Origin of the sequence: Roseateles sp. (assembly GCF_052436255.1) — a bacterium.
Classification (GTDB): Bacteria; Pseudomonadota; Gammaproteobacteria; order Burkholderiales; family Burkholderiaceae_C; genus Pelomonas.
This window is the reverse complement of record NZ_JBQVNP010000028.1, coordinates 11,728-34,915: the sequence shown is the minus strand read 5'-3', so window position 1 is coordinate 34,915 and position 23,188 is coordinate 11,728. Positions and strand designations below refer to the sequence as shown.

22 protein-coding genes and 2 riboswitches are annotated in these 23,188 nt (G+C 65.8%); of the genes, 19 read left to right on the top strand and 3 right to left on the bottom strand.

Features of this window, described 5'->3' with window-relative positions; all coding sequences use genetic code 11:
- Positions 1-86: 86 nt before the first annotated feature.
- The 9 genes from ACT6S0_RS09140 (at position 87) to ACT6S0_RS09100 (ending at position 7,074) form a co-directional block, all read left to right on the top strand.
- Positions 87-770: a heavy metal response regulator transcription factor gene (locus tag ACT6S0_RS09140; RefSeq protein WP_444763590.1), complete on the top strand. Its 684-nt coding sequence runs from the start codon at positions 87-89 to the stop codon at positions 768-770.
- Positions 767-2,146, top strand: a complete 1,380-nt coding sequence (locus tag ACT6S0_RS09135) for a heavy metal sensor histidine kinase (RefSeq protein WP_444763589.1) — start codon at positions 767-769, stop codon at positions 2,144-2,146. The genes ACT6S0_RS09140 and ACT6S0_RS09135 overlap by 4 nt, the downstream gene beginning before the upstream one ends.
- 31 nt (positions 2,147-2,177) lie before the next feature.
- Positions 2,178-2,405: a hypothetical protein gene (locus ACT6S0_RS09130; protein WP_444763588.1), complete on the top strand. Its 228-nt coding sequence runs from the start codon at positions 2,178-2,180 to the stop codon at positions 2,403-2,405.
- 9 nt (positions 2,406-2,414) lie between these two features.
- Positions 2,415-2,777, top strand: a complete 363-nt coding sequence (gene czcI / locus ACT6S0_RS09125; protein ID WP_444763587.1) for a cation efflux protein, CzcI family — start codon at positions 2,415-2,417, stop codon at positions 2,775-2,777.
- 157 nt (positions 2,778-2,934) lie between these two features.
- Entirely contained in the window at positions 2,935-5,613 is a 2,679-nt protein-coding gene (locus ACT6S0_RS09120; protein WP_444763586.1) for a heavy metal translocating P-type ATPase, read from the top strand.
- Positions 5,614-5,665: 52 nt separating this feature from the next.
- Complete coding sequence (locus ACT6S0_RS09115) at positions 5,666-6,103, top strand: DUF6328 family protein (RefSeq protein ID WP_444763585.1); 438 nt, start codon at positions 5,666-5,668, stop codon at positions 6,101-6,103.
- Between the two features lie 29 nt (positions 6,104-6,132).
- Entirely contained in the window at positions 6,133-6,450 is a 318-nt protein-coding gene (locus ACT6S0_RS09110; RefSeq protein ID WP_444763584.1) for a hypothetical protein, read from the top strand.
- 4 nt (positions 6,451-6,454) lie between these two features.
- Positions 6,455-6,832, top strand: coding sequence for a hypothetical protein (locus ACT6S0_RS09105; protein ID WP_444763583.1), 378 nt, complete (start codon positions 6,455-6,457; stop codon positions 6,830-6,832).
- Positions 6,833-6,846: 14 nt separating this feature from the next.
- Positions 6,847-7,074 (top strand): hypothetical protein, encoded by a 228-nt coding sequence (locus tag ACT6S0_RS09100; protein ID WP_444763582.1) that lies wholly within the window; start codon positions 6,847-6,849, stop codon positions 7,072-7,074.
- A 104-nt stretch (positions 7,075-7,178) separates the two neighbouring features.
- On the opposite strand, the gene ACT6S0_RS09095 is transcribed toward ACT6S0_RS09100, so the two are convergent.
- Entirely contained in the window at positions 7,179-8,222 is a 1,044-nt protein-coding gene (locus ACT6S0_RS09095) for a porin (protein WP_444763581.1), read from the bottom strand.
- A gap of 376 nt (positions 8,223-8,598) precedes the next feature.
- On the opposite strand from ACT6S0_RS09095, the gene ACT6S0_RS09090 reads away from it, so the two are divergent.
- The 3 genes from ACT6S0_RS09090 to ACT6S0_RS09080 all read left to right on the top strand — a co-directional run bounded on the left by ACT6S0_RS09090 (position 8,599) and on the right by ACT6S0_RS09080 (position 11,657).
- Positions 8,599-10,191: a tetratricopeptide repeat protein gene (locus ACT6S0_RS09090; RefSeq protein ID WP_444763580.1), complete on the top strand. Its 1,593-nt coding sequence runs from the start codon at positions 8,599-8,601 to the stop codon at positions 10,189-10,191.
- 155 nt (positions 10,192-10,346) lie between these two features.
- Positions 10,347-11,117, top strand: a complete 771-nt coding sequence (locus ACT6S0_RS09085; RefSeq protein WP_444763579.1) for a hypothetical protein — start codon at positions 10,347-10,349, stop codon at positions 11,115-11,117.
- A gap of 111 nt (positions 11,118-11,228) precedes the next feature.
- The gene (locus ACT6S0_RS09080; RefSeq protein WP_444763578.1) at positions 11,229-11,657 is read left to right on the top strand and encodes a hypothetical protein; all 429 of its coding nucleotides are present in this window, start codon (positions 11,229-11,231) and stop codon (positions 11,655-11,657) included.
- Positions 11,658-11,676: 19 nt separating this feature from the next.
- Here ACT6S0_RS09080 and ACT6S0_RS09075 read toward each other — a convergent pair whose 3' ends face one another.
- On the bottom strand, positions 11,677-11,913 hold the full coding sequence (locus ACT6S0_RS09075) for a hypothetical protein (RefSeq protein ID WP_444763577.1): 237 nt from the start codon (positions 11,911-11,913) through the stop codon (positions 11,677-11,679).
- A 100-nt stretch (positions 11,914-12,013) separates the two neighbouring features.
- Complete coding sequence (locus ACT6S0_RS09070) at positions 12,014-12,172, bottom strand: hypothetical protein (RefSeq protein WP_444763576.1); 159 nt, start codon at positions 12,170-12,172, stop codon at positions 12,014-12,016.
- A 298-nt stretch (positions 12,173-12,470) separates the two neighbouring features.
- Between ACT6S0_RS09070 and ACT6S0_RS09065 the strand changes: the two genes are divergently transcribed.
- The 7 genes from ACT6S0_RS09065 to gcvP all read left to right on the top strand — a co-directional run bounded on the left by ACT6S0_RS09065 (position 12,471) and on the right by gcvP (position 23,187).
- Complete coding sequence (locus ACT6S0_RS09065) at positions 12,471-12,653, top strand: hypothetical protein (protein ID WP_444763575.1); 183 nt, start codon at positions 12,471-12,473, stop codon at positions 12,651-12,653.
- A gap of 674 nt (positions 12,654-13,327) precedes the next feature.
- Positions 13,328-14,209 carry an LpxL/LpxP family acyltransferase gene (locus tag ACT6S0_RS09060; RefSeq protein ID WP_444763574.1) on the top strand — a complete coding sequence of 294 codons (882 nt, stop codon included), beginning with the start codon at positions 13,328-13,330 and terminating at the stop codon, positions 14,207-14,209.
- 10 nt (positions 14,210-14,219) lie between these two features.
- A complete protein-coding gene (locus tag ACT6S0_RS09055; RefSeq protein WP_444763573.1) occupies positions 14,220-15,137 on the top strand; it encodes an aspartyl/asparaginyl beta-hydroxylase domain-containing protein in 918 nt (305 codons plus the stop codon).
- 98 nt (positions 15,138-15,235) lie between these two features.
- Positions 15,236-18,505, top strand: a complete 3,270-nt coding sequence (locus tag ACT6S0_RS09050) for an amidohydrolase family protein (protein ID WP_444763572.1) — start codon at positions 15,236-15,238, stop codon at positions 18,503-18,505.
- A gap of 21 nt (positions 18,506-18,526) precedes the next feature.
- Positions 18,527-18,624: riboswitch (glycine riboswitch) on the top strand.
- Between the two features lie 20 nt (positions 18,625-18,644).
- A riboswitch (glycine riboswitch) is annotated at positions 18,645-18,759 on the top strand.
- A gap of 25 nt (positions 18,760-18,784) precedes the next feature.
- Positions 18,785-19,897 (top strand): glycine cleavage system aminomethyltransferase GcvT, encoded by a 1,113-nt coding sequence (gene gcvT, locus ACT6S0_RS09045; protein WP_444763571.1) that lies wholly within the window; start codon positions 18,785-18,787, stop codon positions 19,895-19,897.
- A gap of 5 nt (positions 19,898-19,902) precedes the next feature.
- The gene (gcvH, locus tag ACT6S0_RS09040; RefSeq protein ID WP_444763570.1) at positions 19,903-20,277 is read left to right on the top strand and encodes a glycine cleavage system protein GcvH; all 375 of its coding nucleotides are present in this window, start codon (positions 19,903-19,905) and stop codon (positions 20,275-20,277) included.
- 21 nt (positions 20,278-20,298) lie between these two features.
- A complete protein-coding gene (gene gcvP, locus ACT6S0_RS09035; RefSeq protein WP_444763569.1) occupies positions 20,299-23,187 on the top strand; it encodes an aminomethyl-transferring glycine dehydrogenase in 2,889 nt (962 codons plus the stop codon).
- Position 23,188 lies beyond the last annotated feature (1 nt).

Sequence of the window (23,188 nt, the reverse complement as noted above, 5' to 3'; positions counted from 1 at the left end):
TACTTCGCGATGGAAGGGACGAAGCGCCGTTCGACCGCCGACGCTGTCCTCTTGAACGGGGGGCTGCCGCAAGGCCGCTGGACCTCATGAAGATCCTGGTCGTCGAAGACGAAGTCAAGGCGGCCGCTTATCTGCGCAAGGGACTCACCGAGGAGGGCTACCAAGTCGAGGTGGCTCACTCCGGTGTCGACGGCCTCCACATGGCGTCGGTAAACGAGTACGACCTCGTCATCCTGGACTGGATGCTCCCGGGCATCGACGGGATAGCGGTCCTCTCGGCGCTTCGCCACACCCGCTCGGTGCCCGTCCTGATGTTGACGGCGCGCGGTCAGATCGAGGACAGGGTGCGCGGATTGCAAGGCGGTGCGGACGACTACCTGGTCAAGCCGTTTGCGTTCTCGGAGCTGGTGGCGCGGATCCAGGTGCTGTTGCGGCGTGCGAGTGGCAGCCGCGGCGACGGCGAGACGCTGTTGCTGCGGGTGGCCGATCTGGAGGTCGACACGGTGCGCCGCAAAGCGTCCCGTGCCGGCCAACGGCTGGAACTGACGCCCAAGGAGTTCAGTCTCCTGATCCTGCTGTTGCGGCGCAAGGGGCATGTCCTCTCGCGCACCGAGATCGCCGCGCAGGTGTGGGACATGAACTTCGACAGCGAGACCAATGTCGTCGAGGTGGCCATCCGGCGTCTGCGCGCCAAGTTGGACCAGCCATTCGAGCGGACATTGCTGCACACCGTTCGCGGCATGGGGTATGTGATGGAGGAGCGGCCATGAACGCGCTCACAATTCCAGCACCGAGCCTGCGGGCGCGCCTGTCCCGGCAGTTTGCGCTCCAGACCATGCTTGGCCTGAGCCTGGTCTGCGGCGCGGTCTATCTCGTCATCTCCTTGACGTTGGCCAGCCGCCAGGACGACACGCTTGTCCAGAAGCGAGCCACCGTCCAGCGCTTGCTCAACGAAGGGCGAGAGGTCCACGACATCCCGGGCATCAAGCACCTGCTCAGCGATTTCCTGTCGGGTCATGACGACCTGTCGCTGGTCGTGAAGCAGCAGGACGGCACGACCGTCTTCGACAAGAACGACCGCAACCGGCCCGAGGCCATGACCAAGCGGCAGGCTTTCGAGGTACGTCTGCCTGATGAGTTGGGTGGCGCGGGCCGCGCCGAGCTGATCTATGACATCAGCAAGGACGAGAGCCTGCTCAACCGCCTGTGGTGGACGCTGCTGACAGCCGCCATCGTGGGGACATTTGCGGTGTCGGCGACCGGCTTTGTGCTGGTCAAGCGTGGCTTGGCGCCGCTCAACGCATTGGCGCGCCGCACGTCCGAGCTCGATGCGAGCCGGCTGGATCAGCGCTTAGATGCCACGGGCCAGCCCGAGGAGGTCCAGTCGCTACTGCTGCAGTTCAACGCCTTGCTGGACCGACTGCAGGCGGCGTACGTGCAGATGGAAGCCTTCAACGCGGACGTCGCGCACGAGCTAAACAACCCGCTGTCCATCCTCATCGGGACCTGTGAGGTGGCGCTTCGACGACCCCGCTCTGGGGCGGAGCTGCACGACACCCTGGCCTCCAACCTGGAGGAGCTGCGCCGGATCGCCGGCATCGTTGCGGACATGCTGTTCCTGTCCCACGCGGAGCGCGGCGTTTCAGCGCGGCGGTCGTTGCCGATGAGCATGGCTGACCTCGCATCCGAGGTGATCGACTATCACGAGGCGGTGTTGGAAGAGTCTGAGCTCCGCGTGGAGGTGCGCGGCGATGCACGTGCCGCTGTCGACACCGGGCTGGTCCGTCGAGCGCTGTCGAACTTGCTGAGCAATGCCACCCGGTATGCCACCCGCGGCTCAATGATCGAAGTGCGGATCTTGCGGGTAGACCCACGCCATGTCTCCATTGGAGTGCACAACCGCGGTGAGGTGATCGCCCCAGAGTACCTACCGCGACTCTTCGACCGGTTCTACCGGATCGATCCGTCGCGCACCAACGCCAACCGCAACCACGGTCTGGGCCTGGCCATCGTGGCGGCCATCGCGCGCATGCACGGGGGCACGGCGACAGCCGAATCGACGGACCAGGGCACCTTCATCGGGTTCACGTTGGAGGATGTCGGCGCGCAGGGCGCGGGCGACGCCAGCCGCGTGGGCGCGTCTTGACGGTGTCGATGCATCAGCAAGGAGCTCAGCCGTGCTGAAGTTATTCGAGCATCTGCGCGAGAAGCATCCTGGGTTGGCGACATACATCTTCGGCAGCTCGATCTTCGTCATCGTCGTCTCTCTGATCCTGCTCATCTACTTCCTGCGCCAGGACCGGGCGAAGAAGCAGCAGCGGCGGGAAGTGCGGCTCGAGGAGCGACGCCAGCAGCGCCGGCGTGGCCGCCAAAAGCGGTCGCCTCCTACAAAGACCCGCTGCTAGGATGTTTTGGTGCGTAAAGCTGTCCTGATCTTCTTGCTCGCGGTGCTGCCTTTCCAGTTCGTCTGGGGGGCGGCGGCCGGCTATTGCCGGCACGAGCAGGGGAGTGAGGTGAGCCATTTCGGGCACCACCTGCACAAGCACCAGAGCAAAGCCTCAGAGACCTCGGACAGTTCGGCGGACAACGCCAAGCTGTTCGGTGGCGAGGACGCCGACTGCATCGCGTGCCACATGAGCTGCGCCTCGGTGGTCTCCGATGCCCGTTTGAACCTGCGCGCTACCGAGGTCGAGCACCTGGTTGCGACGACGGCGAGTGCGTACGCACGAATGCTGGTGCCGTCGATCGACCGGCCCAAATGGGCGGCGGTTTCTTGATCTGACCCCGGAGCTTCGCTTCGGGACACGCCGCCGGCCGCATGTGCCGGGCGATCCAGATTGATCCGTACGTTCCAGGACACGGGTCGAACATCAGGCAGCCATTCCAGCCATCTCTGCGCGCTGGCTGCCGTTTTCCAAGAAAGCGACGCCGCTCATGAGCGACACCCAGAAGCTACGGCTGGACTTGCCATTGGTCCTGCCGGACATCCACGGTACCGACGACCCATGCGTGAAGCGGCTGCAGGACAAGTTTGCCGGGCGCCCCGGCATCGATGAGGCCCACGTCACCGGCGTCGAAGACGGCAAGCCCCAGTTATGCGTGCACTACGACCCCAACGTCATCTCCCTGGGCCGCTTGCGTGAGCTGGTCCAGTCGGAAGGCATCGCGCTGACCGACCAGTTTGCGCATGTCCTGGGACGGGTGAACCTGCCGACGCACGCGCGCAATGCAAAACGCATAGCCGAGCAACTGCGCTCACTCGATGGCGTCATTGAAGCGGACGTGTCCCCTGGCGGCGTCGTGCGCATCGAATACGACCGGTCGGCCATTGAGGAAGCCAAGCTGCACGGCCGCCTGACCGCGCTCGACATCACGCTGGACGGCGCCAGCACCGGCGCCCGGTCCGCGCCGATCGCGCCATCCAAAGTAGATGCCAAGGCCGACAAAGCTGACCATGCAGGGCACGACCATGGTCCGGATTACGACCACGACCACGGGGCTGAGGGCGCGCCAAAGGTCAAGGGCGACGGCAAAGGCCAGGGCGATAAGGCTGCCGCGCACGGCGAAAGGGGTCACGTCCATGGCAAGAACGAGGAGGGCGGCGAGCACAGCGATGAGCACGGCGGCCTGTTCGGCGAGAAGACCGAGCTGATATTCGCCTTGGTGTCCGGCGTGTTCCTGGTCGCCGGCTGGCTGATGGGGCGCAATGGCAGCGGCCCCGAGTGGCTGCCGACGGCATGCTATGTGGTCTCGTACTTCTTCGGTGGCTTCTACACCGTCAGGGAGGCCATCGAGAACCTGCGGGCGAAGCGTTTCGAGATCGACACGCTGATGCTTGTCGCCGCAGCGGGCGCCGCAGCTCTGGGTTCTTGGGGCGAGGGTGCGTTGCTGCTGTTCCTCTTCAGCCTCGGGCATTCGCTGGAGCATTACGCGATGGGACGCGCGCGGCGCGCGATCGAGGCGCTGGCCAAGCTGGCGCCGGACACCGCTACGGTTCGTCGGGCCTCGGGCACGGAAGTCGTGCCGCTCGCGAAACTGGAAGTGGGTGACGTAGTCGTCGTGAAGCCCAATGAGAGGCTGCCAGCCGATGGCATCGTGGTGGTTGGCACCTCCAGCGTCAACCAGGCGCCGGTCACCGGCGAGAGCGTCCCGGTCGACAAGCGGCCGGTCGAGGACGGCAAAGCCGCGATTGGCAATTTCGAACGCGCAGCTGCCGAGAACCGTGTGTTCGCGGGCACGATCAACGGCGCCGGCGCCATAGATGTGATGGTCGCGCGCAAGTCCGACCAGTCGACCATGGCGCGCGTCGTCAAGATGGTCACCGAGGCGGAAGCTCAACGCTCGCCGACGCAGCAATTCACGGAGAAGTTCGAACGCATCTTCGTGCCGTCCGTTCTCGCCCTCGTCGTCCTGCTGCTGGGCGCCGGCCTCGTCATCGACGAGCCGTTCTCGCAGACCTTCTACCGGGCCATGGCGGTGCTGGTCGCAGCCAGCCCCTGTGCGCTGGCCATCTCGGTGCCCAGTGCGGTCCTCAGCGGCGTGGCGCGCGCTGCCCGCGGTGGCGTGCTGGTCAAGGGTGGTGGACCGCTGGAGAACCTGGGCACGTTGACCTCCATCGCTTTCGACAAGACGGGCACGCTGACCGAAGGCAAGCCCAAGCTCACCGATGTGGTCCCGGCTCAAGGTGTCCCGGAGCAGGAATTGCTGGCCGTGGCGTTGGCAGTCGAAGAGCACAGCGACCATCCGCTGGCCGCTGCGATCGTGACCGGCGCGAAGGAGCGCCTGGGCGACAAGACCGCCCTGTTGCAAGCGTCCGACGTGAAGGCCATCACCGGCCGTGGCGTGCAGGCGCAGTTGGGCGGCGAGACGGTCCACATCGGCAAGCCGGTGCTGTTCACGGAGCTGCCGGATTCCAAGGTTCCTGCCGACGTCGACGAGGCCAACAAGAAACTGGTCGCGGACGGACGCACCACCATGATCGTGCGCAAGGGCAGTCGCTTCCTGGGCGTAATCGGCGTCATGGACACGCCGCGTCCGGTGGCAGGCCAGGTGATGGCAGAGCTCCGCAAGCTCGGCATCGAGCGGCTGATCATGATCTCTGGCGACAACCAGAAGGTCGCGGAAGCTGTTGCACAGACGGTCGGCCTGACCGAGGCGCGCGGCGACCTGATGCCTGAGCAGAAGGTGGAGGAGATCAAAAAGCTGCGTGCGGAGCACGGCAAGGTGGCGATGGTGGGCGACGGCGTCAACGACGCGCCGGCGATGGCTAACGCGACGGTGGGCATCGCCATGGGCGCGGCCGGCTCAGACGTCGCCCTGGAAACCGCAGACGTGGCGCTGATGGCGGACGACCTGGCGCAGTTGCCCTTCGCGGTGGGCCTGTCGCGCAGCACCAGCCGGGTGATCAAGCAGAACCTCTGGGTGAGCCTGGGCGTCGTTGCCGTATTGATCCCCTCGACCATCATGGGCCTGAGCATCGGCACGGCCGTGATCTTCCATGAAGGGTCAACGCTGCTCGTGGTCTTCAATGCGTTGCGGTTGCTGGCCTACAAGCCGTTCGACAAGAGCGCCAGGGCTGCGGAATCGGGCAAGGAAGCCGAGAAGAAGGCGTGAGGCGGCCATGTCTGCGAACCAAGAAGATACGCCGTCCGCCGGCTTCCAGGCATTGGATGCCGACGGCGATCTCACCGACATGCTGGGTGAGCTGCGGGTGCTGTTGCCCACCGCCCAGCTGTTGTCTGCCTTCCTGATCGCCGTGCCCTTTGCGCCGGGGTTTCGCAGCATCGTGCAGGCGGAGAAGAACGTGTTCCTGGCGACGTTCATGCTGTCCGTGGCCAGCCTGGTGCTGTTCACCGCGCCTGCGGTGCAGCACCGACTGATGCGTCCGCTGCGTCAGCGCGCCAACTTCAAAGTGCGCGCCAGCCGCCAGATGCTGTTCGGGGCGGCGTTGCTTGCGGCCGCGCTGGTACTCGCCACTCAGTTTGTGCTGTCCGAGGTGCTGGGGCACACGGTTGGCAACATCGCCGCCGGTATCGTCGGCCTGTTGATTGGAGCCATGTGGCTTCTGGTGCCGTTGAGCTGGAACCGGAGGCAGTCGGCATGAACGCCCAGCCGCTGTAGCTCGCAGCCGTGATGACGTTTGCGGCGGTGCCCGCCGCGGCAGTCGTCCTCGGAGGCGTCGCCGCGGCCGTGCGCACGCCGGGAGCGCGAGTGCAGAGTGCCGTCCAGCACATCGCGGCTGGCGTGCTGTTCGCGGCGCTCGCGACGGAACTGCTGCCCGACGTCGTGCACCGCCGCCTGCCGTGGGTGACGCTCGGCGGCTTCGCGTTGGGCGTCATCGCGATGCTGCTGAAGGCGCTGGCTCGCCGGCTTGAAGCGCGGGAGGAGCAGGCGTCAGCGCCTTGGCTCTTCCCATCAGCTGTTGGCATCGGCACTGGACATCGCCCTTGATGGAATGCTGATCAGTTTGAGCTTTGCGGCGGGCGAGCGCCAGGGTTTGCTGATCACGATTGCGATGACGCTAGAAGTGCTGTTCCTGGGCGTGGCGACCACGGCGGCGATGCGTGGGCCCAAGGCGAGGAGCCAAGTGCTGGCCACCACCATCACCTTTGCAGTGCTGCTGATGGCGGCCGCCGGCATTGGCGCGTACTTCCTGGCCAGCGCCAGTCCGCCCGTACTGGACGGCGTGCTCTCGTTTGGCGTGGCGGCGCTGCTCTACCTGGTCACCGAGGAACTGCTGACCGAGGCGCACGAGGTCGACGAGACACCGTTGCTGACGTCGATGTTCTTCATCGGCTTCCTGGCGCTGCTGATGATCGAGATGATGGTCTGACTGGAGACGACTCCATGCAACGCATGAAGGAACTGGCGAAGTTCGCATCTGGGTTTGAGGCGTTTCACGCGCTGGCAAACGCCTACTTCTGGACGACCAACGCGTCCTTCCCGCTGTTCGGGGTGGTGACGACCCTGGCGATGCATCTGACGAATGCGCTGGTGAACGCCGCCATTGCGGTGGCGCTCGGCGTCTACGGGTTGGAGGCACTCGATGCCGGGCGGCCGTCCATAGCAACTTGACCGGCAGGCGGTCCGCACCGCCCGGCGGAAGTTCCCCAACCAATGGCCTCCTCAGTCAGCGAGCGGGAGCGCCGAAGCGCGCCCGCTCGCTGTTGCGGTACCGATCAGAAGCTGTGGCGCATGCCGACTTCCAGCCCGGACGAACTCTCCCCGCCGCGCATGCCGGTCGGCGTCGTGTAGAGCACCGAGCTGCGCGCGGCACCCTTGTTGCTGATGTTGGCGTAGGTGCCGTACAGCGCCGTCCGCTTGGACAGGTCGTGCACGTAGCCCAGTGCGACGCGCGTGCTGTCGTCGGCGTCTGCATAGCCAGAGCCGGCCACCCCACCCGAGCGGTTCACGTTGGTGTAGCCGACACGGATCGAGCCTGCCTGGGTCACCGGGACGGTGGCGCCAACCGACAGCTCTTGGGCCTTGCGCTGACCCCACTTCTTCACGTCAAAGAGGGTGTGCAGCGTGCCCCACGGCGACTTGTAGTTAAACAGCAGGTTGTAGTTCTTGAACTTGGGCTGCGTGCTGCCGACGTCGGTCTGGCCAAGGGCGCCACCCACCAGAACGGTGCTGTTCTCGAAGCCGATGCGGCCACCGGTGTACTTGTTGCCCGCCACGCCTTCGCCCGCGGCGACGTGGACCTGGCCGAACCAGCCGCCCAGGTTCTTGGGCAGGAAGTAGCTGACGCCGTTGTCGGTTCGTTGGGCGGTCGTTGCACCGCTGCCCAGCACGGCGCTGGAGCCGTAAACGAACACACCGCGCGAACCGACGCCGACGATGCCGAATTCGTCGTTGACGGCGTTGTTGTAGGTCGGCGTGGTGTCGCGGCCGAGGCGGACTTCACCGAAGTCGCCCATCAGGCTGACGGTCGAGCGGCGGTTCCAGAACTTGCCGGCATTGGCGGTGCCGGTGTCCAGTTCGACGCCCGATTCCAGATTGAAGCCGGCCGACAAGCCGCCGAGTTGTTCAACGCCACGAACGCCCAGGCGGCTGGTCGTGTTGGCGCCTGAAGTGACGCCCTTGACCGTGCCTGCGCTGCCGTTCTTCACTTGACGAACGGCCGCATCCGCGACGCCGTACAGCGTGACCGACGAGGTTTGCGCAAAGGCGGAGCTCGCCATCGCGCTGCATGCCAAGGCCAAGAGGACTGGCTTCTTCATGTACTTCTCCTATTCAGTTGTCGACGCCCGAGGACTTGGATCGCCTCGAGCACTTTGAAGGCTAGGGACCATGCCTAGGGAAATCCATGACTCCAACCATTTGCACGGGTGCGTGCGGGTGCGCGGTGCGGCAAAGCCGCCGTTGCCGTGCCTTCGAGTCGACACCGCCCACTTGCGTGAAACGCGCGTTTGCGATTCACACAGCTGTCGCAGCGGGAAGCTCGTGCCTCACGGCGCGCCAACCTTACAAAACCGTAATCCGTCGGACGGGCCGCGGTCATGGCCGGCTTCCTAGGCTTGCAGGTTGATGCGGCGTCTCAGGCGCCTCTTGATCGACAGATGGCTTTGGCAATGCGCCACTGCAACGAAGGCGCGGATGAGAAGACCAGATGCTCAGCTGATTTCCCGAGCGCGGCGAGGAGACATCGCCGCGTGCCTGGAAGCAGGCCGGAAGTACCTGCAGGGCACGAGCGGCTTTCCCCGTCACGTGACGCTCGGATTGGAGTACCTCCAGCACGCTGAGCCAGTCCGGGCCGGTGACACGCAGCAACTGATCGTCGAGTCGCTGGATCTCTTTGAGATCGCAGCACATGGGCGGATCGCCACACTGGAACAAGCCGCACAGGCCCGCAGGGTGACGGCGCAGCTGAAGCTGGCCATCTGGCTTTCGCTGACAGCGGTCGATGCCGAAGAGGGCATGTGTTGGTTCCGCAGCGCTGCCGCCGGCGGCGAGGCCACCGCCAGAAGCGTGCTCACGGCCTATTCGTCTGACGACACATCGGAGGAGCGGGTCGTGGCGCGCCTGCGCGCTCTCAGGGCGGTACCGGGCATCGGCTGGACGGACCTTCTGACGCTAGCGATGGACCGCGCGTTGATGCGTCGCGAGCCGCAGAACCTGTTTCGCGCGCTCGCGCTCAGCCTGGAGCCGGACGCAGCGCCGCAGCCCTGCCTCGCCGACAAGGTGTTCGAAGCGCTGAGCTATGCCAGCACGCTGCCCGCCGCCGCGATCGGCGTTGATCGTCGGGCCATTGAGGCGCTTCTGGATGACTGCGTTGCAAGAGGGAGCAGCGGCGCGGCGCTGATGCTGGGTCAGGCGCTGAGCGGCAATGACGTGGGTTCGTTGCCCTGGGCATCCCTGGTCGCGAGCCAGAACTTCCGGAAGGCTTCCGCGCTTTTGATGCGTGCTGCAGATGGCGGTCGGGGAGTGGCGTGGACGCGGCTCTACGAAATCCACTCGAACCACAATGGCTCGGTCGCCAATCCGCCCATGGCGCGGTTCTGCCTGGAGAAGGCCGCAGCCACCGGCGCGGTTGTGGCGCAGCGCCGGCTCGGCGCCACCATCTTGCGGTCGTCGGGGTCGCTGCGGGACGTCGAGCACGGCATGCAATGGCTCTTTCAGGCGGCGCAGGCCGGGGACAGCGTGGCCTACCGGTTGCTGCGCACCTTCGTTCTGCTGGTGGATGGACGCAATGACGACGCGAGCCAGGCGCTTGAAGCCATCGCGCAATCCAGTCCGGGACTCGCGCTCCGGCTGCAGGTGGCCAGGGACTTTGGCCTGACGAAGCTGGAGGCGATGACCGTGGACTTGGTGGGCGGGCAGCGACCTTGGGGACTGGTGGTGGGGCGGAACCCCTTCATCCGTCACGCGAAGCTTTCAGCACCGCGCGCGGTCCCGGCGATTTCGGAGGAGGTCCAGCAGAACCTGCGACGCGTCGTGGCACAGGTTGCCGGCGGCGGCGTGCGCGGTGCCGAGTTCCACGACTTCGATCTTCGTCACCGGATGGTGAAAGTGAGGCAGATCCTGCAGGCACATGGCCTGGCCGAATCCATGTTCTTTGCCCGGGCCTGCTCCAACGAACTGGATGTGCTTCGTGGCGGTGGCCGTTGGGCTCGGCTGGCGAAGGCCGAGGTCGAAGAAGCACTGGCGCTGCCCGAGAGCGGCGCTGAGGGTTCAAACGCCGCTCCCTGAGTCGCGGCAGGCCATTTCGGTGAGGACTGCCGACGGAGGTAAAACTCCGGCTTGCGAATACCAAGGGAGTGCTGCGTGGGCACGGTAAGGCCGTGACCGACGTGGCTGTGGATCAACAAGAACGAGCCTGGCCGAAGGGCAGGGCAGGAGACGACATGCTGTCGCCGTACGAAAACATCATCATCGGCAACTTCCTCTACGGCCTCGGGCTCGCGATGGGCCGCAGGCCGACCCCTGTCGATGCGTGCGTCAATCTGCTGCAGCAAACGCCCCTGGACAAGGCCTTGGGCGACGTCATGCTGCAGTTCCCGGGTGCCTGGCGGCTGATTGAGTTCAAGCGCGTGGGCGCGAACATGAAGAAGGAGGCGGTCAAGCTGGCCACCTACCGCGGCGCCACAAGCCGGGACCGTGAGCTTCGCGAAGCGTCCCTGACAGCCCACTGGTTTGTCGAAAGCGGTCCGTACGTGGTCGACGAGTTTGACAACGCAGAGTTCCAGATGAAGGTGCGACCGTATCTGCAGCTCCAGGAAGACGGCGGCATCTCGCTCGAAGCGTTTGTCGAGCGGATCGTCGATGACGCTCGTCGCGGCCCGACGCGGCGCAAGGAACTGGACCTGTACCTTCGTCTGATCAGGCTCTTTGGCTGCCTTGACGGGTATGAGACCTCGGGCCTACTGGTCGGTGTCAACAGCGCTGGTGGCTTGGTCTACCTTCCGCTGGACAACATCACCGACTTGAACGCGACCTCGAAGCTGCTCCGCGCCCGGCTGCGTGCCCAGCAGGCGGAGTTCGCCGGCAGAGAAGTCGAGCGCGGGCCGTTCTCGAGGGCGGTGAAGGAGCGGCTGCGGCTGCGCCGCGAGCAGGCTCGGCAGCCCGTCCAAGAGCCCCGGAAGCAGCGCACCCAGGAATTCGAGCACGAGCGCTGATCGCACTTCAATCACAACAGGCGGCGAGTCGCTGGTTCGCCTGCCCGCCTTCAACGACGACCTCACATGTCATCAAATCCTGACCGCAATCCGCCACAGTCCCTCGACGACTTGGTGCCCTACGTTGCCGACGTCATCGAACACGCGATGACGCTGCAAAACACCGCAGCCGTCGCCGTCGGCCGTGTCGATGCTGCAGCTAAGGTGGTGACGGAGACCGCCAAGACGCTGGTCTCGAACCACGCGCAGATGGCTGCCCAGATCGAACAGCGTGTGGCCGAGAAGTTCGATGCGGCTATGAACGGTGCAGGCATGCGCATCGGTGAACAACTGACTGCGGCCGAGCAGCAATCGCAGAAGGCCCTGGGCGCGCTGACAACTGCCACTCGTACGGCTACGGACGCCATCAAGGGTGAGGCGGATCGCCTGAAGGAGAGTCGGTGGCTACCGATGCTGATCAGTGGTGGCTTCGGCGCGCTGGTCGGCGCGGCAATCAGCGGCACCGCGGTATATCTAGTGCTCACCCGCGTCACCGGATGAAGAAGCAGCGCTAGGCTCGTCAGGGTCCTGAGCCTCGCGGCGACTCGGTTTCGCTCAACCGATCGCTGCCATCAGCTTCGGGGTCCTCAACGCTCTGCGCGCGCCGGTCGGCTGTTGCCTTTGCGTTGGCGTGTCCGGGGCTGTCCTCGGGCTGCGGCGTGTTGGGAGCGTCCGCAGGTTTGTCCGGCTCGGTCGGCAACTCGACGGGGGATTTCTGATGATTACCGGGTGAGGGACCGGGGGTGTGGTTGTTCATGGCTGTCTCCATCGGGCGTGTAGAGGGTCAAGGTAGCGGCCGCGGCGGCGGCGTCCCACCCCGCTCAGGCGCATTCCGATGTAGGCGGGGATCGCCTGGATCAGTGGCGGATGAGCCAGATGGCGACGAGTACCAGGATGCCAGCGGAGATGATGAACGGTCCGGTGGCAAGCATGAACATGGCGCCGGCACGATGCCTGCCTGCGCCGTTGAGGAGGCCTCTAAACGCATGGATCGCGGCGGTGAGGTGGGCACGCATGGGAACTCCTTTTTGATTGATGGGTGGATGCGGTGGCGTCGCTAGGGCAGGTTGAGTGTCAAAGCCACTGGCATCAAGGCCGTCCCGGGTTTGCGGCCCCCAGAAAGCTCTGGACGACTGAGAGGCAGTGCCACCAGCCGGTCTTGAGTCAGAAGGCGAAACCTCACTCCATCCCGGCAGCACCAAACGACCTTCTTGAGATCTGACGGGAAGGTCGCTCTCGCTGGGATGCGCAAGCAACACCGCCGAGCTACAGCGTCAGTTGGCGATACTCGGCGCCGCGCTAAAGGGAGACAAGATGACATTGGCGAACTACCGCCAGCAGTGGCCTGTCGGACAGGGCGGCTTCCACGCAGCCCGACTGCTAGACGACGGCGAGTTGATCGTCAGGTACGTGGTCGACTGCGGAGCGATGTCGACGTACGACGCCACGCGCGACACCCGCATCGACAGCTACATCGAAGGTGGTCATAGCCGCTGACGCGCTCGATGTCTTGCGCGCACAGCACTATGAGAGCGGATGCGGCGGGTCGTACATCGGCCTCCTTAATTGATCCTGGCCCGACCAAGTTTACTCGGCCGACCGGAGGTCAACCTTGTGTGAAGCGCCGCCAACGCCCAAGCCGGTGGTTATCGTTGTGTGCAGAATGCCAAAGGCGGTCAACCCTGTGCACACCGCCGAAGGTGGACAGCTATATGCGGGACGGGGCCATGGCCGATGGCAGGTCTGCGCGACCGTGCAGAGATCACATGGGCCCGCCGGGGGGGATTTTTATGACTTATCTGCTATGCGGCCAGGGGGGCCTAAGTGGACCCGTAGGGGGGTGGAGAACGGACCAAACGTCCGGTCTCAGGGGGAGACTTCGTGGAAACCGACTTGGAACGATGCGGTACCCGCACGCTGATCATGTGAACTGCCGACAATGTGCATTATGTTAAATACGATGCTGGTGCTTGCCCACACCCTGGGCGGAAGCTGAAATGGCGAACTTTGAGTCCTACCCGGTCCCACCATTCAAGAACGGCTCGACGGTCCTGGCTTGCGTGGCCGCAGCGCCCCAAGGCAAAGCCGCGCCGCGGCCTGCCACTACGATGCCGGCCTTGCAGCAAGGGGTCGTAGACGATGGCACTGACGGTTTTCATTGAGGTGGGCGCGTGGGCGTGAGGCTGTCGCTGCGGCTGCTCGTCGGGCTGGTGTGGCTGCTGAGCTGGCTGCCGTTCCGCGTCATCTCGATGCTGGGCTGGGCCATCGGCAGCCTCATCGCCGCCCTGCCCTCGTCGCGGCGGCATATCGGCACGGTCAACCTCAGGCTGGTGCTGCCGGACTGGACGCCCGCCGCGCGCCGGCGCCTGCTGCGCCGGCATTTCGTCGCGATGGTGCAGATGCTGCTGGAGTACGGCTACTGCTGGTTCGCATCGCAGGAGCGGCTCAAGCGTCTGATGCGTATCGAAGGCCTGGAGCACCTGCGCGCGCAGGACGGCCGCAATGTGATCCTGATGATGCCGCACTTCACCGGGCTGGACCTGGCCGGGCTGCGGGTGTCGCTGGAGACGCCGCTGGTCAGCATCTATTCGGTGCAGAAAGACCCCTGGCTGGACGCCTTCTTCCGCGCCAAGCGCCTGCGCTTCGGCACCGGCATCATCTTCGCGCGCCAGCAAGGCACACGGCCGACGCTGCGCGCGCTGAAGGATGGCTATCGCCTGTACTACCTGCCCGACCAGGACTTCGGCCACCGCGACTCGGTCTTCGCGCCCTTCTTCGGCGTACCCGCGGCCACCATCGGCGGGCTGTCGCGCATGGCCGCAGTGGCCAAGGCGGCGGTGCTGCCCTGCTACCCCCGGCGCGAGGCGCATGGCTACACGCTGGTCATCGAGCCGGCGCTCGACAACTTCCCAACCGCTGACGTGTTGGCCGACGCCACCCGCATGAACGCGGTCATCGAAGCCCAGGCGCGCCGACAATTGCACCAATACTTCTGGCTGCACAAGCGCTTCAAGTCGCGCCCGCCGGGCGAGGTCGATTTTTACGGGCGCTGACTGAACGACGATGAACGACATCCCCTACATCAAGCTCAGCATCGTCGCGGTCTTCATCGCGAGCACGGTCTATGTGCATTTCCGCGGCAAGGTCAGGTTGCGCTTCTTCCGCCAGTTGACGGACCACTCGACCTTCATGGCGCCGATCAACTGCCTGATGTACCTGTTCTCCAAGCTGCCGGCCAGGCCTTATCTGCCGGTGGCCGAGTTTCCGGAGCTCAAGCTGCTGCAGGCGCACTGGCAGGACATCCGCGCCGAGGCGCACCAGTTGGCTGCGGCCGGCGAGATCAAGAAAAGCGACAAGTACGACGACGCCGGCTTCAACAGCTTCTTCAAGACCGGTTGGACGCGCTTCCATCTCAAGTGGTACGACGAGGCGCATTCATCGGCGCGCGAGCTCTGCCCGGTGACAACGGGGCTGTTGCAGCGCATCCCGACCGTGAAGGCAGCGATGTTCGCGGCCCTGCCGCCGGGCGGGCGCCTCGTCACCCACCGTGACCCCTTTGCCGGCTCGCTGCGCTACCACCTCGGCCTGGTCACGCCGAATGCTGACAACTGCTACATCTCGGTCGACGGGGAACGCTATTCCTGGCGCGATGGCGAGGGCGTCATCTTCGACGAGACCTACCTGCATTACGCCGAGAACCAGTCGGACCAGATGCGCATCATCCTGTTCTGTGACGTCGAGCGGCCGCTGAACAACCCGCTGGCACGCTGGTTCAACCACTTCATCAGCCACACGCTGATCCGCGCGGCCTCGGCGCCCAACTCCGACACCGACCGAACTGGCGGCATCAACAAGCTGTTTGCCTATGTTCAGCAGGTGCGGCTGTTCGGCAAGCGCATCAAGGCCAGGAGTCGTTTCGCCTACTACGGCCTGCAGTGGTTGATCTTTGGCGGGCTGCTGGTCTGGTGGTTGCTGGGCTGACCCCAGGGGAAGCCCTGAGTCCGGAGGAAGGCTGACCTCCGACGCGTCAAGGCTGGCTTCGTTAGCATCGAAGGTTTTGGTCTTCCGAAACCTCGTCCATGCGCCGTCTGATCCTCACCCCCGCCCTGCTGCTGGCCGCCGCCCTGGCAGCGAACGCGCAGGAGGCCCCCAAAGAAACGCCGAAGGAAGCCGCCAAGGCGCCCGCCTGGAATGTCAATGCGCCGCCCGGCGTCGCCAGGACGGCGACCATCGACGTCAAGACCGGCACCTGGATGAGCGTGGACGTCAGCCCCGATGGCAAGACGCTCGTCTTCGACCTGTTGGGTGACCTCTACACCCTGCCCATCGGCGGTGGTGAGGCCAGGTCGCTGACCCACTCCATCGCCTGGGAGCACCAGGCCCGCTTCTCGCCCGATGGCAAGCAGATCGCCTTCCTCAGCGACGCCGGCGGTGGCGACAACCTCTGGGTCATGAATGTCGACGGCAGCGGGGCACGCGCCGTGACCAAGGAGGATTTCCGCCTGCTCAACAACCCGGCATGGCACCCGAGCGGCAAGTACCTGCTGGCCCGCAAGCACTACACCGGCACACGCAGCGCGGGCTCGGGCGAGATCTGGCTGTATCACGTCAACGGCGACGCGGCCAAGAACAAGGGCGTGCAGCTCAACGAGAAGCCCAACTGGCAGAAGGACCTGGGCGAGCCGGCTGTGTCTCCGGATGGCAAGTACCTGTACTACTCCCAGGACACGACGCCCGGCCGCGTGTTCAAGTACAACAAGAACAGCAATGGCGAGATCTACAAGATCTTCCGCCAGGACCTCGGCGACGGTTCGGTCGAGGCCTTCGTGCAAGGCCCGGGCGGCGCGGTGCGGCCGACGCCGTCACCCGACGGCAAGTACCTGGCCTTCGTGCGTCGCGTGCGCAACCAGAGCACGCTGTTCCTGAAGGACCTGCAGACCGGCGTCGAGCGCCCGGCCTGGAGCGGGCTGTCGCGCGACCTGCAGGAGATCTGGGCGATGTGGGGCGTTTACCCCAGCTTTGCATGGATGCCGGGCAGCAAGGAGATCGTCGTCTGGGCCGAGGGCAGGATCTGGCGCGTCGACCCGTTCAAGGGCACGGCCGCGGAGATCCCCTTCCACGTGAAGGACACGCGCGAGATGCGCGAGCCGATGCGCTATGCCCAGGTGGTGGCGCCCGACAAGTTCGCCGTGCGCCAGCTGCGCGGTGCCCAGGTGTCGCCCGACGGCAAGCGCGTCGTCTATGCGGCGCTGGGTGCGCTGTATGTGAAGGAGCTGCCGGACGGCAGCCCACGCCGGCTGACCCGCCAGACGGAGGCCTTCGAGTTCGCGCCGCACTGGGCGCGTGACGGCAGGTCCCTCGTCTATGCCACCTGGCGCGACGACGCCCAGGGCACGGTGCGCCGCCTGGACATGGCGTCGGGCAAGGAGACCGTCCTCATCAACGAACCCGGCAAATACCTGGAGCCGCGCCTGTCGCCGGACGGCCGGCAGGTCGTCTACCGCAAGGTCAAGGGCGGCGGTCTGACCAGCCCGTGGCACAGCCTGGACACGGGCCTCTACCTGGCCGCGGCCGACGGCTCCGGCAAGCCGGAGAGGATCAGCAAGGAAGGCAGCGGTGCTCATTTCGCGGCAAGCAGCGACGAGCTGTTCTTCACCAAGACCGCTTCCACCAGCGAGGTCGAGCAGCGCTTCTCGCTGACGCGCCTGAACCTGCGTGACCGCAGCGAGACCGAGGTGGTGCGCAGCGACGCGGCTGCCGAGTACAGCGTGTCGCCCGACGGCCAGTGGCTGGGTTTCGTCGAGCGCTTCCATGCCTATGTGATGCCGCTGCCGGCCGTGCAGGGCCAGGCGGGCAAGGTCATCACCGTGGGCGCCAAGATGGACGCGCTGCCGGTGCGCCAGCTCGCCCCCAATGCCGGCGCCGCCCTGCACTGGAGCGGCGACAGCCGGCGCCTGCATTTCACCTTGGGTGACGAGCTGTTCACGGCCAACGCCGAGGGCAAGGACAAGGCCACGGCGCAGAAGATCGGGTTCGAGCAGGCCAGTGACAAGCCCAACGGCAAGATCGCGCTGACCGGCGCACGCATCGTGACCATGAAGGGCGATGAAGTCATCGAGGCCGGCACTGTTCTCGTCGACGGCAACCGCATCGCGGCCGTCGGCAAGGACATTGCCATTCCGGCCGATGCCAAGCGCATTGACGCCAGCGGCAAGACCATCGTGCCGGGTTTCATCGACGCCCACTGGCATGGCGCCATGAACGACGGCGGCCTGATCCCGCAACAGAGCTGGGTCAACCTGGCGTCGCTGGCGTTTGGCGTCACAACGCTGCACGACCCCAGCAACCAGAACGCGGCCATCTTCACCCAGGCCGAGATGCAGCGCGCCGGCCTGATGCTGGCCCCGCGCATCTACTCGACTGGCAACATCCTCTACGGCGCGCGCACGCCCTTCTATTCCAACGTCAACAGCCTGGACGAGGCGCTGACCCACCTGAACCGCCAGAAGGCCGAAGGTGCCATCAGCGTCAAGAGCTACCAGCAGCCGCGCCGCGACCAGCGCCAGCAGGTGCTGGAGGCCGCACGGCAGACCGGCATGATGGTCGTGCCCGAGGGCGGCTCGCTGTTCCAGCTGAATATGAGCATGATCGTCGACGGTCATACGACGGTGGAGCATTCGCTGCCCGTGGCCGAAGTGTGGGACGACGTCAAGCAACTCTGGAGCCAGGCGGCGGTCGGCTACACGCCGACGCTCAACGTCGGCTACGGCGGGTTGGACGGTGAGCACTACTGGTACGCGCGCACCGAGGTCTGGAAGCATCCGCTGCTGAGCCGCTATGTGCCGCGCACCGTGCTGGAGCCGCGCGCCGTGCGCCGCGTGACGGCCCCCGAGGAGGATTTCAACATCCTGCGCGTGGCTCGCACCGCGACGGCGTTGTCGCGCGCCGGTGTCAACACCATGATCGGCGCCCACGGCCAGCGCGAGGGCCTGGGCGCGCACTGGGAGATGTGGATGTTCGTGCTGGGAGGCATGACGCCGCACGAGGCCCTGCGCACCGCCACCATCAACCCGGCGCGCAACTTCGGTTTCGAGAAAGACCTGGGCTCGCTGGAGCCGGGCAAGCTGGCCGACCTGGTCGTCATCGACGGCAACCCGCTGGCCGACATCCGCCAGAGCGACCGCATCGCCCAGGTCATGCAGAACGGTCGTCTGTTTGACGCCGCGACGATGAATCAACTCGCACCGGCGGCCAAGGCGCGCAAGCCCATGTTCTTCGAGGGCGCGGACGGCAAGACCATGCCGATTGACAGCGAGGCGCTGGAGGCGGGGCATGGGCATGGCGATTGAGCCGGCCAACGGTGGCTAGAATGCCGCCGTTCAGGAGAGCGCCCCGGTGAACTTGGGGGCCGCCGAAGGCGCAGGGTCGTCAGACTCAAACGCTCAGGCAGAAGGACTGACAAGACGCGACGGGTGACAGACACTCGGCGCGTTCCTCACTGGAGAGAGGCCGATCCTGGAGTCGGCCCACCGAAGGGGCAAGCTTGCGCGGGACTGCCAACCGCCTTGTCAATCTCTCAGGTACCCCGGACAGCGAGGACATCCAAACCCGACCCATCGGAGCACTTGATGTCCTCTTTGCTGCAGACGCCACTTCACGCCCTCCACCTCGAACTCGGCGCCAAGATGGTGCCCTTCGCCGGCTACGACATGCCGGTGCAATACCCGAGCGGCGTGATGGCCGAGCACAAGCACACGCGCGCCGCCGCAGGCCTGTTCGATGTGTCGCACATGGGCCAGGTGCGGCTGGTCGGCGCCGATGCCGGCGCCGCGCTGGAAACCCTGGTGCCCGTCGACATCGTCGACCTCGGCGTGTTCAGGCAGCGCTACGCCCTGTTCACGAACGAGCAAGGCGGCCTGCTGGACGACCTGATGGTCTGCAAGCGCCCCGACGACCTGTTCGTGGTGGTCAACGCCGGCTGCAAGGCCCAGGACATCGCGCACATGCAAAAGCACATCGGCTCGCGCTGCGAGGTGATTCCAGTGCCCGAGCGCGCGTTGCTGGCGCTGCAGGGCCCGCAGGCCGTGGAGGTGCTGTCGCGCCTGAACGCCGGTGTCGCCAAGCTGACCTTCATGACGGGCGGCTTCTTCGCGCTCGACGGTATCGACACCTTCCTGACCCGCTCGGGCTACACCGGCGAGGACGGTTTCGAGATCTCGGTCCACGAGGACGACGCCGTCGCGCTGGCCCGCAAGCTGTTGAGCCACGCCGAGGTACTGCCCATCGGCCTGGGTGCGCGCGACTCGCTGCGCCTGGAAGCCGGCCTGTGCCTCTATGGGCACGACATCGATGAGACGACCACACCGGTCGAGGCGGCCATCACCTGGGCCATCCAGAAGGTCCGCCGCGCCGGTGGCGCACGTGCCGGTGGCTATCCCGGTGCCGCCGTCATCGACGAGCAGCTGGCCAACGGGTCGAGCCGCAAGCGCGTCGGCCTCATCGGCAAGGAGCGCATGCCCGTTCGCGAGGGCGCCCGGATCGTGACGGCCGACGGCACCGAGATCGGCGTCGTCACCAGCGGCACGCTCGGCCCGACGGTCAACCAGCCGGTCGCACTGGCCTATGTCGGCACGCCGCATGCCGCCGTCGGCACCGAAGTCTTTGCCATCGTGCGCGACAAGCGCACACCCATGGTGGTTTCCGCTACCCCCTTCACCCCCAACCGCTACTACAGAGGCTGAACACGATGAGCATCAAGTACACCCCCGACCACGAATGGCTTGACGTGCATGGCGATGGCACGGCCACCGTTGGCATCACCGTCCACGCGCAGGACGCGCTGGGCGACGTGGTCTTCGTGGACCTGCCCGAAGTCGGCAAGACCTATGCCGAGAAGGAAGTCGCCGGCGTCGTCGAATCCGTCAAGGCCGCCGCCGACGTCTACATGCCGGTGGACGGCGAGGTCGTCGAGGTGAATGAAGCCCTGCGCGACGACCCGGCGCTGGCCAACACCGACCCTCTCAAGGCCGGCTGGTTCTTCAAGGTCAAGCTGAGCAATCCCGCCCAGCTCGACGCACTGATGGACTCGACCGCCTACGACGCCCTGCTCAAGACTCTCTGAACCTCAAGCTGTAGACCCGCCATGCCGACGCCGCTCTCCCATCTCGAAGATGCCTCCGAATTCCACGCCCGCCACATCGGGCCGGATGCCGTCGATGAATCCCTGATGTGCGCGGCGGTTGGCGTGGCCAGCCTTACGGCGCTGATCGATGCGGTGGTGCCCGCGTCCATCCGGCGAGGTGAAGGCATGAAGCTGCCCGCGCCCATCACCGAGGCCGGCGCACTGGCCGAGCTCAAGGCCATCGCCGGCAAGAACAAGGTCTACAGGAGCTTCATCGGCCAGGGCTACTACGGCACCCACACGCCGGGTGTCATCCTGCGCAACATCCTCGAGAACCCCGCCTGGTACACGGCCTACACGCCCTACCAGGCCGAGATCTCGCAGGGCCGCATGGAAGCGCTGATCAACTTCCAGACCATGGTGACCGACCTCACCGGCATGGACATCGCCAACGGCTCCATGCTCGACGAAGCGACCTCGGCCGCCGAGGCCGTCACGCTGGCCAAGCGCGGTGTGAAGAGCAAGAGCAACACGCTGATCGTGGCGGGCGACGTGCACCCGCAGACCATCGAGGTCATCCAGACGCGCTGCGCGCCGTTGGGGCTGGAGGTCAAGGTCGGCATGGCACCGACGCTGATGGCCGAGAACGACTACTTTGCCGTCGTCTGCCAGTACCCCAGCACCACCGGCCTCATCCATGACCTGAAGGCCTTTGCCGATCAGGCGCATGCCAAGCAGGCTGCTTTTATCGTCTGTACCGACCTGCTGGCGCTGACGCTGCTGGTCTCGCCCGGCGAGTTCGGCGCCGACATCGTCGCGGGCAACAGCCAGCGCTTCGGCATGCCGATGGGCGCTGGTGGCCCGCACGCCGCCTTCCTGGCTTGCAAGGACGAGTTCAAGCGCTCCATGCCCGGCCGCCTGGTGGGCGTCAGCAAGGACGCCCAAGGCCACCCCGCCATGCGCCTGGCGCTGCAGACCCGCGAGCAGCACATCCGCCGCGAGAAGGCCACCTCCAACATCTGCACGGCCCAGGTGCTGCCGGCCGTTGTGGCCAGCATGTATGCGGTCTACCACGGCCCGCAAGGGCTCAAGCGCATCGCCGAGCGAGTGGCGAGCTACACGGCCATCCTGCATGCCGGCCTGACGCGCATGGGCGTCAAGGTCGTGACGCCGCATGTGTTCGACACGCTGCTGGTCGAGTGCGACGCCGCCGCCATCACGGCCAAGGCGGTGGCCGCGCAAGCCAACCTGCGCAGGCTCAGCGCCAAGCACGTGGGCATCGCGCTGGACGAGACGAGCTCACGCGCCGACGTCGAAGCCATCTGGCGCTGGTTTGCCCCTGCAGGCGCCACCGTGCCGACGGTTGCCGAATTCGCCGCTGGCGTGGAAAGCCTGATCCCCGCCCAACTGCGCCGCAGCAGCGCCTACCTGACCCACCCGGTCTTCAACACCCACCACAGCGAAACCGAGATGCTGCGCTACATCCGCAGCCTGTCGGACAAGGACCTGGCACTGGACCGCAGCATGATCCCGCTGGGCTCGTGCACGATGAAGCTCAACGCCACGGCCGAGATGATCCCCATCACCTGGCCCGAGTTCGCGAACGTCCATCCCTTCGCGCCGCAGGATCAGCTGGCGGGCTATACGGAGCTGGACCAGCTGCTGCAGAACTGGCTGAGCGAGTGCACCGGCTATGCCGGCATCACCCTGCAGCCCAATGCCGGCACGCAGGGAGAGTACGCCGGCCTGTTGGCCATCAAGGCCTGGCATGAGTCGCGTGGCGAAGCGCATCGCAACATCTGCCTGATCCCCGAAAGCGCCCACGGCACCAACCCGGCCTCGGCGCAGATGTGCGGCATGCAGGTCGTCGTCACCAAGTGCGACAAGGAAGGCAACATCGACCTGGTCGACCTGAAGGCCAAGTGCGAGCAGCACGCCGACAAGCTGGCGGCAATCATGATCACCTACCCCTCCACCTATGGCGTGTTCGACACCCACGTGAAGGAGATCTGCCAGTTGGTGCGCTCGCACGGTGGCCGCGTCTACGTGGACGGCGCCAACATGAATGCGCTGGTCGGCATCGCCGCACCCGGTCAGTTCGGTGGTGACGTGTCCCACCTGAACCTGCACAAGACCTTCTGCATCCCGCACGGCGGTGGCGGCCCCGGCGTCGGCCCGGTCTGCGTGGTGGAAGACCTCGTGCCCTTCCTGCCCGCGCACCGCACGGCGGGCCTCGGCAAGGAGACCAATATCGGCGCCGTCTCCGCGGCGCCGCTGGGCAACGCAGCCGTGCTGCCGATCTCGTGGATGTACATCCGCATGATGGGCGCCGAGGGCCTGAAGAAGGCCACCGAGGTCGCCATCCTGTCGGCCAACTACGTCGCGGCCCGGTTGTCGGACCACTACGACATCCACTTCAGCGGCGGGATCGACGGTGTCAAGGGCGGCGGCGTCGCCCACGAATGCATCCTGGACCTGCGCCCGCTGAAGGAGACCAGCGGCATCAGCGCCGAGGACGTCGCCAAGCGCCTGATCGATTACGGCTTCCACGCACCCACGCTGAGCTTTCCCGTCCCCGGCACACTGATGGTCGAGCCGACCGAGAGCGAGAGCCGCGCCGAGCTGGACCGCTTCATCGACGCGATGATCCAGATTCGCCAGGAGATCGCCGACGTCGAGGCCGGCCGGCTGCCGCGCGAGGACAACCCACTTGTCCATGCGCCGCACACGTCGCTGGTCGTCAGCGCCACCGAGTGGACGCACGCCTACAGCCGCGAGGCCGCAGCCTTCCCGCTGCCTTCGCTGCGCCGCCAGAAATATTGGTCGCCGGTCGGCCGTGTGGACAACGTCTACGGCGACCGCAACCTGTTCTGCTCCTGCGTGCCCTTGTCCGAATACGAGGAGGCCTGAG